Annotated in this window: 14 protein-coding genes; 4 read left to right on the top strand and 10 right to left on the bottom strand. The window is 58.1% G+C overall.

Annotated elements, in window-relative coordinates; genetic code table 11:
* Nucleotides 1-28: 28 nt before the first annotated feature.
* The 4 genes from ACN0WW_RS01090 to msrB all read left to right on the top strand — a co-directional run bounded on the left by ACN0WW_RS01090 (nucleotide 29) and on the right by msrB (nucleotide 4,206).
* Nucleotides 29-991 (top strand): ABC transporter ATP-binding protein, encoded by a 963-nt coding sequence (locus ACN0WW_RS01090; RefSeq protein ID WP_417608501.1) that lies wholly within the window; start codon nucleotides 29-31, stop codon nucleotides 989-991.
* A complete protein-coding gene (locus tag ACN0WW_RS01085) occupies nucleotides 988-2,187 on the top strand; it encodes an ABC transporter permease (RefSeq protein ID WP_417608499.1) in 1,200 nt (399 codons plus the stop codon). The genes ACN0WW_RS01090 and ACN0WW_RS01085 overlap by 4 nt, the downstream gene beginning before the upstream one ends.
* 115 nt (nucleotides 2,188-2,302) lie before the next feature.
* Complete coding sequence (locus ACN0WW_RS01080) at nucleotides 2,303-3,619, top strand: cytochrome P450 (protein WP_417608497.1); 1,317 nt, start codon at nucleotides 2,303-2,305, stop codon at nucleotides 3,617-3,619.
* Nucleotides 3,620-3,699: 80 nt separating this feature from the next.
* The gene (gene msrB / locus ACN0WW_RS01075) at nucleotides 3,700-4,206 is read left to right on the top strand and encodes a peptide-methionine (R)-S-oxide reductase MsrB (RefSeq protein WP_417608495.1); all 507 of its coding nucleotides are present in this window, start codon (nucleotides 3,700-3,702) and stop codon (nucleotides 4,204-4,206) included.
* Between the two features lie 9 nt (nucleotides 4,207-4,215).
* Here msrB and ACN0WW_RS01070 read toward each other — a convergent pair whose 3' ends face one another.
* From ACN0WW_RS01070 to gspN, 10 genes are all read right to left on the bottom strand, one after another.
* Nucleotides 4,216-4,593 (bottom strand): VOC family protein, encoded by a 378-nt coding sequence (locus ACN0WW_RS01070; protein WP_417608493.1) that lies wholly within the window; start codon nucleotides 4,591-4,593, stop codon nucleotides 4,216-4,218.
* 52 nt (nucleotides 4,594-4,645) lie between these two features.
* Nucleotides 4,646-6,418, bottom strand: coding sequence for a hypothetical protein (locus ACN0WW_RS01065; RefSeq protein ID WP_417608491.1), 1,773 nt, complete (start codon nucleotides 6,416-6,418; stop codon nucleotides 4,646-4,648).
* 4 nt (nucleotides 6,419-6,422) lie between these two features.
* Nucleotides 6,423-7,793: a sulfatase-like hydrolase/transferase gene (locus ACN0WW_RS01060; RefSeq protein ID WP_417608963.1), complete on the bottom strand. Its 1,371-nt coding sequence runs from the start codon at nucleotides 7,791-7,793 to the stop codon at nucleotides 6,423-6,425.
* A 5-nt stretch (nucleotides 7,794-7,798) separates the two neighbouring features.
* Nucleotides 7,799-8,251, bottom strand: coding sequence for a GtrA family protein (locus tag ACN0WW_RS01055; RefSeq protein ID WP_417608489.1), 453 nt, complete (start codon nucleotides 8,249-8,251; stop codon nucleotides 7,799-7,801).
* Nucleotides 8,252-8,256: 5 nt separating this feature from the next.
* The gene (locus ACN0WW_RS01050; RefSeq protein ID WP_417608487.1) at nucleotides 8,257-9,840 is read right to left on the bottom strand and encodes an NAD(P)/FAD-dependent oxidoreductase; all 1,584 of its coding nucleotides are present in this window, start codon (nucleotides 9,838-9,840) and stop codon (nucleotides 8,257-8,259) included.
* Nucleotides 9,841-9,963: 123 nt separating this feature from the next.
* Entirely contained in the window at nucleotides 9,964-11,529 is a 1,566-nt protein-coding gene (locus ACN0WW_RS01045; RefSeq protein WP_417608485.1) for an amino acid permease, read from the bottom strand.
* A 203-nt stretch (nucleotides 11,530-11,732) separates the two neighbouring features.
* Nucleotides 11,733-13,064: a hypothetical protein gene (locus ACN0WW_RS01040; RefSeq protein ID WP_417608483.1), complete on the bottom strand. Its 1,332-nt coding sequence runs from the start codon at nucleotides 13,062-13,064 to the stop codon at nucleotides 11,733-11,735.
* Nucleotides 13,061-14,353, bottom strand: coding sequence for a Na+/H+ antiporter NhaA (gene nhaA, locus ACN0WW_RS01035; protein WP_417608481.1), 1,293 nt, complete (start codon nucleotides 14,351-14,353; stop codon nucleotides 13,061-13,063). Before nhaA ends, ACN0WW_RS01040 begins: the two co-directional genes overlap by 4 nt.
* Before the next feature lie 88 nt (nucleotides 14,354-14,441).
* Nucleotides 14,442-15,443, bottom strand: a complete 1,002-nt coding sequence (locus ACN0WW_RS01030) for an LLM class flavin-dependent oxidoreductase (protein ID WP_417608479.1) — start codon at nucleotides 15,441-15,443, stop codon at nucleotides 14,442-14,444.
* The gene (gene gspN / locus ACN0WW_RS01025) at nucleotides 15,440-16,171 is read right to left on the bottom strand and encodes a type II secretion system protein N (RefSeq protein WP_417608477.1); all 732 of its coding nucleotides are present in this window, start codon (nucleotides 16,169-16,171) and stop codon (nucleotides 15,440-15,442) included. Before gspN ends, ACN0WW_RS01030 begins: the two co-directional genes overlap by 4 nt.

Below are 16,171 nucleotides of genomic sequence, written 5' to 3'. Positions count from 1 at the left end.
ACACTCGCATCAGATATGAAAGCCGTAAATGCACGCGCCCCAATCCGAATTCGCCATCGAGGCCCGCAACATTATCAAAAGATTTGATGGCGAAGCGGCCGTTGACGGGATTGATCTGGCGATCAAAAAAGGCAGCATCTTCGGCATATTGGGTCCGAACGGAGCGGGCAAGACAACCACCTTGCGCATGCTGCTCGGGATCATCGATCCGGACGAGGGCGAACGGTTCCTTCTCGGGTCTCCCGACCCGATTTCGAAAGCGCATCAGGTCGGTTACCTGCCCGAGGAGCGCGGCCTCTATCAATCGATGAAAGCCTATGATGCGATTGCCTTCATGGGCGCGTTACGCGGCTTGCCGCTGCCGAAAGGGCGAGAGCGCGGACGCCAGATGATGGAAGATCATGGCCTGGGCCATGCCGTCGACAAACAGATCCGGCAGCTTTCCAAAGGCATGGCGCAGACCGTCCAACTGCTCGGCACGCTGGTGCACGATCCCGATCTGATCATTCTCGACGAACCCTTTTCCGGTCTGGATGCCCTCAACCAGGGCAAGCTGGAGCGGCTCATCCGGGACCAGGCCGACAAGGGAGTCACCGTCATTTTCTCTACTCATGTCATCGCTCATGCGGAACGGCTGTGCGAAGAGATTGCGATTATCGCCGAAGGAAAAATTCCGTTCAAAGGCAAGGTTTCAACGGCACGCGACCGACTGCGCCCGCAAGTTCATCTCGAAACCCGCAATCTTGATGGACCGTGGCGCACTGCGATCCCTGCAGACTGTAAACCGCTGGGGCATAACTGGCATTTCACCTTGCCGGAGAGCGGAGTCGAGCCGCTGCTGCATGCGCTGGTCGAAGGCGGTGCCGGTATCGAATCCCTGTCAATCGAACGGCCCGGCCTGCATGACGCCTTTGTCGAGATCGCTGGCGAGGCCGCTGCCCGAAAAATGGAGGCCGACGCGGCCGGCAACACAGGGGACGAAATCGCATGATCGAAACCATCCGCGCAGCCTTTGTCATTGCCCGCCGCGATTTCACGGCAATCATCTTTTCCAAATCCTTCTTTTTCTTCCTGCTTGGCCCGTTGTTTCCGCTCGGTATCGGCGTAGCGGCTGGCGGACTAGGGTCACAGGTATCCAGGGATATTGATAATTCGATCGTTGGTGTCGCTATCGACCGGCAGGAGACGGACCGATTGTTGGCCGCTCGAGAGAGATTGGCGAACAGCCTCGGCGAGAAGGCTCTCCCAGAGTTGGTCGTCTTGCAGGATTTTTCTGGAGAAGAAGCAGACATTGTGGCTGAGCTTCGGAGCAACCAATCCTACACGGCGATCCTTTCCGGCACATTGGCCGAGCCAGTATTGACAGGCTCCAGCAGGGACGTTGAACGGTGGCGGGGAAAAATCGCGCTGTTGGCAGAAACCGCGCTGTCACAACCTGCTGCCGTGACTATCCAGACAAGGCTGGTCGAACAGACCAGCAGCTCCAGCGAGCGCAACCAGCTAGTGACGGCGCAGGGCGGTCAGGCATTGCTGATTCTGCTGACGATGATCCTCGCGGGCATGGTGCTGTCCAATCTGGTCGAGGAAAAAACCAACAAGATCATCGAAATTCTGGCCGCTGCAATCCCGATGGATGCGATCTTCCTAGGCAAACTCTTTGCCATGCTCGGTATGGCCTTGGTCGGCATTGCTGTCTGGAGCACGATAGGACTAGCGATCACTTTGGCGATCGGCGTAAACTGGAGTGCGCTGCCCTCGCCTGCGGTCGGCTGGCCGCTGTTCGGACTGCTGATGATTTTCTATTTCTCCATGGCCTATCTGCTGCTCGGATCGCTCTTTCTCGGGATCGGCGCAATGGCGACGACCGTGCGCGAGGTGCAGACCCTGTCGATGCCGGTGACTATGGGCCAGCTGCTGGTCTTCTTCGTCGCTTATTCCTCCATTACCAAGCTCGGCCAGCCGGTGGAGTGGTTCGCCGTCCTGTTTCCTTTCAGTTCCCCGTTCGCGATGATCGCCCGCGCCGCCCAAATGGACAATGTCTGGCAGCACGGACTGGCTTTGGTCTGGCAGGGCATTTTCACGATGATCATCATCCGCTTCTCGGTGATGCTGTTCCGCCGCAATGTGATGAAATCCGGACAGGCGGCCCGCAAAAAAAGCCTGCTGTCCAGAGTCACCGGAAAATAATCTCGCGATTCACGCCATTTGCAGAAAAAATATTGACAACGCTGTCAATAGCGGCAGATTGGACGAGTTTTGAAACGCAACCGATTGCTGGAACAAGCAACGGCAGGAGAGACTTATGGCTTCCGTACCCCAAATTGATCTTGGAAATCTGACCACTTCGCCTACCGCCGATGAGGCGCTTGAGGCATGGTATAAGCGCAATCCGCCGGTTGCGACTGGTGACGCAAATCCATGGGATGTCAGCCGAGCCGAGCTGTACAGCAAGGATCTGTGGCGAAAGCCCTTTGCCGAGATGCGCGCGACGGCACCGATCAACAAGGTCGAAGGTGGTGTCCACGGTAATTTCTGGAACATCACGACTTACAAGCCCATTCAGCATGTCGAGGCTCTACCCGATATATATTCGTCCGATATTTCTCAAGGTGGCATCACAATCGCCGAACCGGATTTCGATGACTCCGATTTCCAATTGCCGATGTTCATCGCGATGGACCGGCCCAAACACACCGGCCAGCGCCGTACGGTGGCCCCGGCTTTCACTCCGACCGAGATGCAGCGCATGGAAGCGGAAATCCGTCAGCGCACCGCCGAGGTGCTCGATAGCCTGCCGTGGGGCGAAAAATTTGACTGGGTCGACAAGGTTTCGATCGAATTGACCACCGGCATGCTGGCCATATTGTTCGGCTTCCCGTGGGAAGACCGGCGCATGCTCACCTATTGGTCCGACTGGGCTGGCGACGTCGAACTGTCGGTCGCAGAGGACCTCACCGGGCAACGGCAACAGATATTATATGAAATGGGCGCCTATTTCACCAAGTTGTGGAACGAGCGGCTCAACGCCGAACCGACTCCCGACCTGATCTCGATGATGATCCATTCCGAACATATGCGCGATATGGATCCAATGGAATTCATGGGTAATCTGGTGCTGTTGATCGTCGGCGGCAATGACACCACCCGCAATACGATGTCGGGCGTGGCTTTTGGCCTGAGCCAATTTCCGGAGGAACGGGAAAAGCTGCAGCAAAACCCGGACCTTATTCCCAACGCGGTGCAGGAAATCATCCGCTGGCAGACACCTCTCGCCCACATGCGCCGCACCGCGCTGGAAGATCATGACCTGTTCGGCAACCAGATCAAGAAGGGCGACAAGGTCGTGCTCTGGTATATCTCGGCCAATCGCGACGAAGAGATTTTCCCGGAAGCGGACAAGATCAAGGTCGACCGGGAAAATGCCCGGCGTCATCTGGCTTTCGGCTATGGCATTCACCGCTGCGTCGGTGCCCGTCTGGCCGAGTTGCAGATCCGGATCTTGCTGGAAGAAATGCACAAGCGGCGGATGCAGGTCAACCCGACCGGCAATCATCGCCGCGTCCATGCCTGTTTCGTTCACGGCTTTCGCGAGCTGGAAGTGGAACTCTCCAAATATTGATCAGTTTCTGTTCAGGCGCAATACTGTAACCAATCCGCTTCCCAATCCGAAAATTGGGAAAAATGGAAAGGGCTTGGCAGATGAAATCGCTTGATCGGCGCACGATGATAACCGGAACCCTGGCAGCCGCGGGTGCATTCGGCGTGGTCAGCCTGTCGGGCGGGTTTGATGACGCCAAAGCGCGGTCTGGTGGCCCTTTCAAAATCAACCGGTCACCGGAAGAATGGAAGCAGCGGCTGGGGCCAGCGCGCTATCGGATATTGCGGCTGGAAGGAACCGAACGCGCCTATTCGAGCTCGCTGAATGACGAAAAGCGCAACGGAGTATTCGCCTGCGCGGGTTGCAATCTCGGCGTCTACTCGTCGAAAACCAAATATAACAGCAGGACCGGCTGGCCCAGCTTCTGGGCACCGATCTCCAACGACCGGATTGGGACCACGAAAGATTTCAAGCTCGTCTATCCACGCACCGAGGTCCATTGCGCGCGCTGCGGCGGGCATCTTGGGCATATTTTCAACGATGGCCCAAAACCCACCGGCAAGCGTCACTGCATCAACGGCCTCGCCTTGAGGTTCATTCCCGCCTAGTCCGCCCGATCAACTCTCCGGCGCATCTATCTGCTCCCAGAATTCGAGCTTGATGCCGTCGCAATCGAGGATCCAGGCAAATTTGCCATATCCCTCGTCCACCTTCCCCAAAACCTCCAGCCCCTTTTCTTCGAGCTGCGCGACATAGGCGTCCAGATCATCCACCCGCAGATTGATCATGAAATCGGCCTTGCTGGGTTGCAGATAGTCCGTATCTTCCGGAAAGTGGCTGATCAGACTATAGGGGTTGTCGCCGGTCTCTTCCGACCAGCTGAGCATCGGACCATATTCTCCGTCCAGCTCCAGATATTCCTTGTACCATTTGCGCGTTGCCGCTGGGTCCTTCACCTTGTGAAAGACGCCACCGAGGCCGGTGACTCTTGCCATTATAATCTCCGCGGTTTTATTTTTTTGACGACCGAGAGACGACTATTATCTTTTACGTCTCGTTTCGCAATCCTGTTGGCAACACGCGCCAGAGAATCAGGCCGCTGTCCCGAATATGCACAGATTGCAGCCACTCCGGCTGATTCCCATTGGCCAGTTGCGCCCACAGCCCTTCCGGATGTTTTTTCGCGTAGAGAGCGAGTTCCGGCTCTTCACTACAGGCAACGATGTAGCGGATGTTGTGGTGTTCCAGCAAAGCACGTGCCTTGTCTGGTGCAGAAGTAAAAATCCTGATCTGGTCCGCCATCGCCTGGTCGTTGCGATGGTGGCTGGTGGCCAGCACCGAATGCGGTGTCAGCAACAGAATAGGCGGGCCAAAATCAAACGGCGCGAGGATATTGGATCGCGGCAAGGCGTTCAGCCGGGCGAGCGACGCATCCTTGTCGCAAAGCGCTGCGTCTGGACTTTTTGGGGATGCCTGCTCTTTTGCATCGACGGCATTGAACAATGCGACAGCCAGCGGTCCGGGCAGGACCAGCATCACCACCGCTACGGTGGCAAATATGCGTGACACCGGCCGCTTGATGGCACGGGCGCGCACGAACGCCAGGTGCACGGCCCAGGCCATGAATGGCAGAGCAAAGGCAGCGGCGACCGCCATGGCACGCTGAACGAAAAGCGACAGCAGCAAGGCCCAGAGAAAAGCATAGGCGAGCACCGACAATTTGCGGTGATCTATCCCGGTCGGTCGCGACCAAAGGATAAATGCCAGGCTGACAAATCCGACAATGATCGATCCGCCAACTATGGTTACCATATTTTTGCCATTCTGATACCAGATCGGCAGGCCTTCCAGGACATTTACCAACCAATATTCGCGGACAAGCGGGTCCATTGTGTTGAACGCCCCGCCCATACATTGCGGAGCGAAGCCATACAGCACCGACAACCCGGCCCCGCCCGCAACGACAAGGCAGATCGCGCGCAGCGGCAAGTTGGCAGGCAGCCATTTGATCGCCGGCAGCATGATCGCGGCTCCGGCCGTACAGGCCAGCAGATGGGCTGGCGACAGCGCGTCACAATAGTTGATTGCGATATCGAAATGGCCTTGCGTGGCGAAGTAAAACAGGAAACTGGCGATCAGGAAAGACAGCAGCGTCCAGAATAATCTCACGCCCTTTTCGATCTCAAACGCCCAGCGCCACACCAAAAGCACTATGAAGGCCGCGGATAGCGGCAGCCCTTCCAGCGATATCGAAAGCCAGAGCGCCAGCACGGTGCCAAGCACGATTCCACCCTGGCGCTTTTCCGGCCAGAACAGGGTCCATAGAGCGGCCAGCGCGAGAACAATCTGCCAACCATGATGATCGACCCGCATCGGCCGGATCTGTGCAACAATAGGCACGGCCGTTGCCGTCAGCGCTGCCGCCAATAGCGCGACCTTGCGGTCAAAAATCGGTTCGGTAATCTGCACGACCAGCCACATGGCGAAACCCAATGTAACAAGCGGCACGATGACCATGGCTGAGGTCTCGGCGGTGGCCGCACCCAGCAATGGTTTGAACAGCAGGAACACCAGCGCCAGCGGTAATTCGATCCAGCGCGGCCAGTGCATCGGCTGGCTGTCCGGTTCGCCGATGCGATATTGGACGGTATCAAACCAGCTCTGGCCGCCAAGCCAGTCGCGCAGCTGCACCATGCGCAGCTGGTCGTCGGGACCCCAGCCCATGCCGCTGGCAATCTGCCCCCGCGTGACGAAAATCATCACCGCGCAGACCGCAAGCCAGATCAGCAGTATCGGCCAGTTGCCGCGCAAGCGTTCCAAAATCCTATCCCTCGGGTTGTGCGCGCTTGGCCTTCAGGTAAAGCCATGGAACCCTCTCGGGATCAAACTGCGACCTGTGATGGCGGTCGAAAAATGGCGGCATATGGTCGCCGACCAGCAGGATATCGGTTTCGGGGAAATCCTTGGCCGTAATTTCCTTGATCAGCGCCTTGTCGATATCGTCGAAAATCGCAAACTGGCGGCAAATCATCGGATAGTCGCGCGCCAGCTCGATCGACACGTCTTCGCAATTGCCGGAATGCAGATTGAGCTCGGTCGGAACCGGCAAGTGGCTGTTCAGCGTAAGCCAATATTGAAACGTCGGTTGCGTCGCCTTTTTCAGATTGTCGGCGAGCATCTTCGGCACCTGGCGATCACAGGCGCCAGCGAACACGCCGCCACATTTTTCAGCGCCGCGCTCTTCCAGATCAACGGCGAATTCACGTTTCTGGAAACCGATTTTCGGATACCAGGTTTCGCGCTTGAAGAACGGGCCCTTGAAACTGTGCATTGCCTGCGTGGCATAGCCTTTCTTGGCGAGCTGCGCTGGCAGGCAATTAAGAACCGCCGGGTTATCGGTCTTCAGCAATTCATAATAATCGCCCCAACGACCGCAGAGCTCACGCATCTCGCCGGCGGTGGTGCTGTTGTAATAGAGGCTGGTGCCCTGACTGACGTCATAGCGCGCCTTGACCGCGCTGCTCTTGTATTTGGCGAACAGCTTGTCCGACATTGCCTTATTATTTTTGGGGACACCCAGAGACTCCACGATGATCAGCACGAGATTGCGCTTGCCATCCGCGCGCGCCGCAAAACCGGACTTGGTTACCGCGGACTCAAAGACAGCGCCAGCCGGTGCCGGCCGGAAATAATGGCCTCGCATGCTCTCGCCGACGGCAGCATCTGCGCCAACCAGCCCAAAGATCAAAGCCCCCCCGAGGATGATATGCAAGGGTTTGGAAAAATTCGTATCCCGCTTGAGCAGAAACCAGCTGCCGATCAATATACCGATCACCACCACGCCGGCCGCAATATATTCGATCGAATCGCTCGGCTTGATTTCTGCGAAAAACTGCAGCGAATATAGCAGGGAGTCCATGGTCAGGCTGAACAGGCCGGACACAAAAGAAAGCAGCGAATAGATCATGACGCTCGCAAACGTCAACCACTGCACCGCCCGCGGCATGCGTTTGACAATCAGCCCCGCGAAACCCGCCAGAGCAATCGGAATGGCGCGCGGCGGCGCCCCAACCATCCACATCGCCATGAACGGAATATTGGCGAGGACAATCCAGACCAGCGCCCAGTTGAGAAATTTCCCGAAGTCAGGGCTGAATTGGTGCGCTTTTGGAGGCGCTGCCAGGGTCATATCCATATAGCTCAACGGAACACTCCATATTTGCGAGTCAGATAGACGGCGAAGAAACTGACGGCGACGGCTGCGGCCTTCGCTATAACCGGCTGGACGCCAGCGCTGCTCAATCCGCTAACCACACTGACGGTTATCCCAAGGCCCAATATCGCCGTCCCGATAAAGCCTAGCCGCTGCAAATGCAGCGCCGCACCACCGCGTTCCTTGCCAGGGAACACATAGCTTGATGAAATGAACCAGTGGACGACGATCCCGGCACTATAGCCGGCTGCCGATGCCCAGCCCGGATCGACCATGAATGCAACCAGAACCATGAACAGCGCCACGTCAAAGGCCAGGCTGACCACGCTCGCCAGCAGATATCGGGTGATCGAAAAACGATTGAGCGCAGCGATCGGGGCGGGCAAATTTGCTATCCAGCCACTGACGATTGATCGTCTGTCTGCGCCACTGCGGTTCATGAAATTTACGCCGCTTTCCTGGATTTATCCTGCGGCACCTCTTCGATCCGCGTCGGCACATCGCGCATACTTTCAAGAGCGGCGACACGATCATCGCTGATCTCTTCTGCGATCACCCGCTGCGCGCCTTCATCGCCGGATTCGTGATATTCGGCGTCCTCGTTGACGTTCCAGACATTCCATTTGCGGGTACCGGCTTCGATATTCTCCACAGTCAGCATCGCGGTCATCATCGCGTGATCCTGATTATTATAGCGGTGCATCCCGTTGCGGCCGACCATGTGCAGCGTCGGGAAACGGCTTTCCAGATCGTCGCGCATGGCAGCGACATTATCTTCATAGCTGTCGTCATAGACCGGATAGGCCTTTTCCTGACGGACCACCACGCCACTGATGACATCTTCCGCCTTGCACAGGCCGAGAATCGCCATTTCCTGCTTTGCCAGTTCGACCAGCTGCTCGTCGGACGAAGACCAGAGGCCGTCATTTTCGAAGCAGAAATATTCGAGGCCGACGCAGGCGATATCCTTGTCCGGCACCATTTCCGGTGACCAGCTGCGGAAATTCTGGACCCGGCCGACCTGCACGCGGTCATCATGGATATAGATCCAGTTATCGGGGAACAAGTCATCCGACTTGATCATGATCGCCACGGTCAGGAAGTCGCGATAGTTGAGATCCTGCGCTTCCGGCATCGATTTCGGCAGCGGGTGGATGCGGGTGGCCAGCTCGCGCATCGGCGCGCTGGAAATCACATGTTTGGCGGTGATCACGGTTTCGCCATCGGCGTTGGTCGCTCCGACCCGCCAGTTGCCTTTGGCGTCTTGCGCCAGCTGTTTCAGCTTGTGACCCATCAGCACCCGGTTGCCCTTGGCTTCGACATGGCGCTTGGCGGCATCCCACATCATGCCGGGCCCGAGACGGGGATAGCGGAAGGTTTCGAGCAGGGTTTTGACTTCCTTGCCATCATTGGGCTTCCTGTTGAGGCCAAGCGAGCGTTTCAGGCCGTCAGTGACGGCGTTCCAGAGGCTCAGACCCTTGATCCGCTGCGCCGCCCAGTCCGCCGACATTTCATCGCACGGCATACCCCAGACCTTCTCGGTATAGGTTTTGAAGAAAATCGAATAGAGTTTGTAGCCGAACTGATTGACCGTCCAGTCTTCAAAGCTTTTCACATTCTTGTTCGGAAAAACCTTCGCCTTGCCATAGCTCAGCATGCACAGGGTCGACCGCCAGATGCCCAGATTCCACAGCGCTTCAAAGGCGCGCAACGGATAGCTGTAGAATTTGCCCTCATAATAGATCCGGCTCATCCGCGGCCGCTGGATAAAGTCGTCGGGCAGGATCTCGTTCCACAGATCCACCACTTCCTGGCTTTTGGAAAAGAAGCGATGCCCGCCAATATCAAAGCGAAAGCCTTCGTGCTCCACCGTCCGGCTGATTCCGCCGACATATTTCGGGTCTTTCTCGATCACGGTGACCGAATAGCCTTTTTTCGAAAGCAGATAGGCAGCGGTCAGACCAGCAGGTCCGGCCCCGATAATGGCGACATCTACGACATTTTCGGCGGCGTTGCTTGGCGTGTTCATCGGTCTGGTCCCTGTCCATGGTGCACTACAAGCGAGCGCGGTTCATGTTTCGAAAACAGGAGTGAACGAAATTGGTTAGCAGATGGTTAATATAGACTGAAAATATACTGCCGGAAATGCAGCCTATTGGTCGCTGATCGGCGGAACCGGCTGTTGCGGTGCGTCGACATCGCTCTCATGCACCTCGACATGGCCGCGACCGACATGACTCTTTCTGTAACCATAAGCGAAATAGAGCAGCAGCCCGATCCCGCCCCAGATGGGCAGCACCATCTTGGCTTCGAACGGCAGATTGTAGAACAGCCCCAGACAACCGATGATCGCCAGCGGCGCGACGATCCAGACCAGCGGGGTCCGGAACGGCCGGTGACGGGCCGGATCGGTACGGCGCAGAATCAGCACCGCCAGAGCCACCATCAAAAAGGCAAATAACGTACCCGAGTTGGAAATATCTGCCAATTGCCCCACCGGCAGAAAGGCAGCAAAAACCGACACGGCAACGCCGGTAATCGCAGTCACGATATGCGGCGTCTTCCATTTCGGATGGATAGAGGCCAGCTTTTCCGGCAGCAGGCCATCGCGCGCCATCACGAAGAAGATCCGGGTCTGACCGAACAGCATGATCAGGATCACCGATGGCAAGGCCAGAAAAGCGGCAATACCGATCATATTGCCAAAGACAGGATGGCCAATCGTTCTCAGGACGAAAGCCAGCGCCTCGTGGCTGCACACCAGCGGCTCGTGTCCGGCTGACAGCAGCACCTGGCATTGCGCCGCGAATTCCGTGCTGCCCGGCGCCAGCACGTTGCCAGTCGCATCGACTATCGGCTGCGCGCCGACCGTGCCGATCGCGCCTGCCGCGACCAGCAGATAGAAGACCGTACAGATGCCCAGACTGCCGATCAGCCCGATCGGCACATTGCGCTGCGGATTCTTGGTCTCCTCGGCAGCAGTCGACACCGCGTCAAAACCGACATAAGCAAAGAAGATCGAGGCCGCCGCGCCGACCGCGCCGAAACCACGGCTCTCGCCAAACCAGCCATTGGGCAGAAACGGATCGAAATTTTGCCCCTGCAGCATCGGCAGGGTGAGAGCGATGAAGACGGTCAGGGCCGTCACCTTGATCGCGACCAGCACCGCGTTGACCTTGGCGCTCTCGCTGGTGCCGATCATCAACAGAAAGGTGACCAGCAGCGCGATGATCAGCGCCGGCAGATTGACGAACCCGCCTGGCGCGTAGCTGCCAATTGTCAGCATCCTCGGCAACTCGATCCCTGCATTGGCCAGTAGTCCGACAAAATATCCTGACCAGCCGACCGAAACCGCGCTCGCCGCGACCGCATATTCGAGGATCAGCGCCCAGCCGACCATCCACGCCAGCAACTCGCCCATCACCGCATAGGTATAGGTATACGCCGAACCCGATACCGGCACCATCGAGGCCAGCTCCGAGTAGCAAAGCGCAGCCACCGCGCAGACCAGCCCGGCGATCACGAAACTCCACATCATGCCCGGCCCGGCCTTCTGCGCCGCCTCCGATGTCAGCACAAAAATCCCGGTTCCGATGATAGCGCCGACACCCAGCAGAGTTAGCTGAATAGGCCCGAGAGAGCGGGTAAGCGCCTTCTTCTCTGCTGTAGCCAAAATTGCGTCGAGGGGTTTGATACGTCCGAACAGATTGAAGGCCATGCAGCGATCCTATGCCGAGAAACTGAATAAGGATTACGCCGATTTTTGCGATGCGCAAGAGGGATTCGAAAGCACGCCCTTCCGATAAACAAATTCGTCATCCTGAACTTGTTTCAGGACCTCGAGCCCAATTCGCCAACTGACAACGGGATTCTGAAACCAGTTCAGAATGACGGGTTCGCCCTGATCTGCCTACTCGAAAGTCAGTTTTCCACCAACTCCCCCGGCAGCATCGGCTCGCTCAACAACCGTTCCATCGCCTTCCAGCGCCAGACCGGGGCATCGCCCTGTGCCTCTATCCACTCGCGGACCATCTCCATGCCCAGGCCATAGTTGATCACATAGCTGCGATATTGCTCGGTGAAATCGGTCATCTGTTCAGCCCGTTCACGCGAGACCAGCTGATATTTCTGGCTGAGCGCGACCGCTTGCTCGCGAGTGATCTCGCCATCCAGATATTGCTGGGCAATCGTCATCCTGGCCCCGCTCAGCGCCTGTTTCGCAATTTGCAGCGCCCAGTATGCCGCCGCCGTGTCCGGATCGAGGCCCGCCAGCGGGTACAGCACATCGCGTTCATATTCCAGCCGCTCTTCGCCGCCGAAGGCCAGTTCAATGCCGTAATTGGCCGATCCCTCGGCGATCAGGCTCTGCGGTGAATAGAGCGGATAGATCGAAAATTCCTGCCAGCCACGCCCCTTGGTCAGGTTGCGCTCAAGCAGCATATTATAGACATGATGGCCGGGATAGCCCTCATGACAGCCCAGATCGACGGCGCGGCCGATGAAGATCGGCAGGTCGGTGTTGACCTGGATCAGGCTCTGATAGTCACCCTGATAATAATTATAGCCGCTCCAGCTTTTGCCGGTGACAAACTCCATCCTGAAATTCTCGCCCTCGGGCAGATCGAAATATTTTTTGGTGCGCGCCTTGCACTCGGCAATCGCGGTGTCGAACACCGCCTTCAGCCGGTCCTTGGGAATGATATATCCCTCTTCAAACGCCGCTACCCGCTCGCTCAGCGGTCCTTCGCCGGGTGCGATATTTTCGATCTCTTCGAGCACCGGATCAAATTCTTCCAGCGGCCTGAGTTCCGGGGTCACGCCGAACAGACCCTGCGCTTCCGTGACAAAGGAGAAGGTCTCACCCTGCATCATGGCGAAGCGCGTGGCGGCCGCCCGCAGCTGCGCTGACAGGAATTTCTGACGGGCGTTGCCCAGCGGATCGCCGCTTTCAGGCAATGCGTCCAGCCGCTGCCGCAAGTCGGCTATGGCCTCCCCCAACTGTCCGATATCGCGCGTTTTGGCTTTCGCCATCTCAGCCCATTCGGCCGGGCCATAATAAGCATCGACATAGCCAGCTTCCTGTTCACCCAGTTCCAGGGTCAGCTTGACATAGTCGGTGGCAATCGACGTCAGTTCATGCGCCGCTTTTGACTCCGCGCCGTCGCTAATGACCGGCGGCGCGATCGGTTCGGCCATCGAAGAGCAGGCCGACAGCGCCAGAAAGCCTGCGGCAAGCAGCCGCGAATATTTCACAGAACATCTTTCAGTTTTTGGGCCTCGCCGGCTGGCAGGGCCTCCATCAACTTGTCTGCATCCTCTTTTCCGAGCGATTCCAGATGCTTGTCCTGCGGCGCGAACCGCAAGATGCAGAAGCCGACAATTGCCGAAAGGAACGATCCGCCGAGCACGCCGATCTTCGCCTCTTCGATCAGCAATTCATTGCCAGGGAAGGCAAGCGCGCCGATAAACAGGCTCATCGTAAAGCCGATACCGCAGAGCATGGCAACGCCGTAGACCTGCAGCCAGCTCGCGCCGCCCAGCCGCCCGGCAAATCCGGTCTTCACCGCAATCCAGACGCTGGCGAAGATACCGATCTGCTTGCCGAAGAACAGGCCAGCAGCAATACCCAGCGGCAAGGGCGCGAACACCTGTTCCCAGCCGATCCCTTCCATCGACACCCCGGCATTGGCGAAACCGAACAGCGGCACGATCAGAAAGGCGCTCCACGGCGAAATCGCATGCTCCAGGCGATGGAGCGGGGACTCTTTCGAATCCGGAGACGTCGGCGTGACCACGATCGGAATTGTCATCGCCGCCAGTACGCCGGCAATCGTCGCATGCACTCCGGACATCAGTACCGCATACCAGAGCAGACCCGAACCGATCAGATAGGGCCAGAGCTTCAGCACGCCATTGCGGTTCATCGTATACATGACCGCCAGTATCGCGCCGCTGGCCAGAAGCGCAGCGCCATTGATCTCTGCCGTGTAGACCAGCGCGATGATCGCGACCGCTCCCATATCGTCAACAATCGCGACGGTAACCAGAAACAGTTTCAGCGAGGTTGGCGCGCGGGGACCCAGCAGGGCCAGCACACCGATCGCGAAGGCAATATCGGTCGCAGCCGGGATCGCCCAACCATTGTACAGCATGGGCACGTCCTTGACGACGAACAGATAGATCAGCGCCGGCACAGCCATCCCTGCGGCCGCTGCCAGCACTGGCAGACGCCGACGATCCCAGGTATTGAGCCGCCCGTCGACGAATTCACGCTTGATTTCCAGCCCGACGAGCAGGAAGAAAACCGCCATCAGCCCGTCGTTGATCCACAAATGCGGCGTCATCGGTCCCAGCTTGCTGGACAGGGTAGGTCCCTTTATCTCGTGCAGAAAGTGATGGTACATGTCGTACAGCGGGCTGTTTGCCACCACCATGGCCAGCGCTGCAGCGGCCATCAGCAGGATCCCGCCTGCCGCCTCGCTCTTCAGAAAATCGCGAAGCGCTGAATTGCTGCCGGAACGTTGGACTTTATTTTCTGCCATTGGGGCGCCTTTTTTGGGAATTTCAATTTGCCCAAGTCATGCGCAGACCAGCCCGCAAAATCAAGGGCTCTATGCAGCCAATTTGGCGCTATGCGGCAACCAGATCGCGAATATCTGCCGCAATGGCATAGCTTTTCTCGCGCGCCGCCTGATCGAAAATGGATCCGGCGATGATCAGCTCATCGGCACCGGTTCGGTCGACAAACCGGTCGACATCCTGCTTCACCTTGTCGGGTGAGCCGATTGCGCTGCCCTGCATGATCTGGCCGAGCATAGGCTGGAACTGCGGCGGCAGACTTTCGCGATAGCCCTCAACCGGCGGCGGCATCTTGCCCGGATTGCCACTGCGCAGCGCAACAAAGCTCTGCAGCATCGAACTGGAAAGAAACTCCGCTTCTTCATCAGTATCGGCAGCGAATATATTGAACCCGCACATCACATAGGGTTCAGCGAGCTGCTCTGACGGCTTGAAATCGCGCCGGTAGATCGAGAGCGCCTCGTCCAGCATCTGCGGCGCAAAATGCGACGCAAAGGCATAGGGCAGCCCCAGCGCTGCCGCGAGCTGTGCACCAAACAGGCTGCTGCCGAGGATATAGAGCGGAATATTGGTCCCCTGTCCCGGCGTCGCCTGAATACCAAGCCGCTCGTCGCCGGACAGAAAGGCCTGCAGCTCGAGGACGTCGCGCGGAAATTCATTGGCATCGCTGTTGAGATTGCGGCGCAGCGCCTGCGCGGTTCGCTGGTCAGACCCGGGCGCGCGGCCAAGACCAAGATCAATCCGTCCGGGGAACAGGGCCTCAAGCGTGCCGAATTGCTCGGCAATCACCATCGGCGCGTGATTGGGCAGCATGATACCGCCTGCACCGATCCGGATCGACTTGGTGCCATGGCCAATATGGGAAAGGGTTACCGCGGTGGCAGCACTGGCGATGCCCTCCATACCGTGATGTTCCGCCATCCAGAACCGCTCATAGCCAAGCGCCTCGCCATGCCGGGCCAGCGCCAGCGACCGGTCCAGCGCGGTGCTGACATCGCTGCCCTGCGGAACCTGCGAAAGATCCAGTATCGAGAATTTTACTGCCTTGGTCATTGTCCGTTCCTCTGTCCCAACTGCCCGGCGACCTTGATCGCGTAGCCGTTGGGCACTTTGCGAAAGCCAAGCGTCGGCAATAGCAGGGTCCAGGCGCGGTCGCTACCCGACAGGAACAATCGCGCGGTATAAAAGCCGTTGCCCTGAAGTTTCAGCGTCAGCTGCTCCATCCCGGATCCGCTTTGCAGCGGCAGCGTCAGGACGCCATCTTGACATTCCGCCTGACCGAGCAACCCCTGTTTGAGGTTTAGCCCCGGTATATTGGCGTCCAGCGACACCCTCACCTGCCCGCTGGCCGACCGGCAGCGGCCACCCGCGAAGGTGATGTTAACCGCCTGCAAGTCGATTACCGATGCAGGCAGCGGCGCCAGCTGACTGCCGACGCTCAACATGGTGGTCAGGTCCTGCACCATCAGATTGCTTCCAGCCTTGCCGACGGTAGCGACCAGCCCCGGATCGCCGGCCAGCGGCGGCCGCTCCAGATCCATCAGCACCTGACCGGTCAGCAGCGGCAGCAAACGGACACCGGCGTCGAGATCACCGAGCGGAAACGGCCCGAGCTGCGCGCCTTCTATCCGCCCGTTCCAGACCGATCCCGTGATTGCCTTGGCCGAGAAGCGCGATCCTTCCAGCCCCGCCATGCCTACAGCCAGCCGCAGTGGCAGGAAGAACAAGGCTACTGCAATTACGGCCAGAACGATCAGTAAATAGGTCAATGCGCGGGACAC

The organism is Parasphingorhabdus sp., assembly GCF_048269865.1.
GTDB lineage: Bacteria > Pseudomonadota > Alphaproteobacteria > Sphingomonadales > Sphingomonadaceae > Parasphingorhabdus.
The sequence above is the reverse complement of the archived record's forward strand: the minus strand, read 5'-3'. Positions and strand labels throughout refer to the sequence as shown.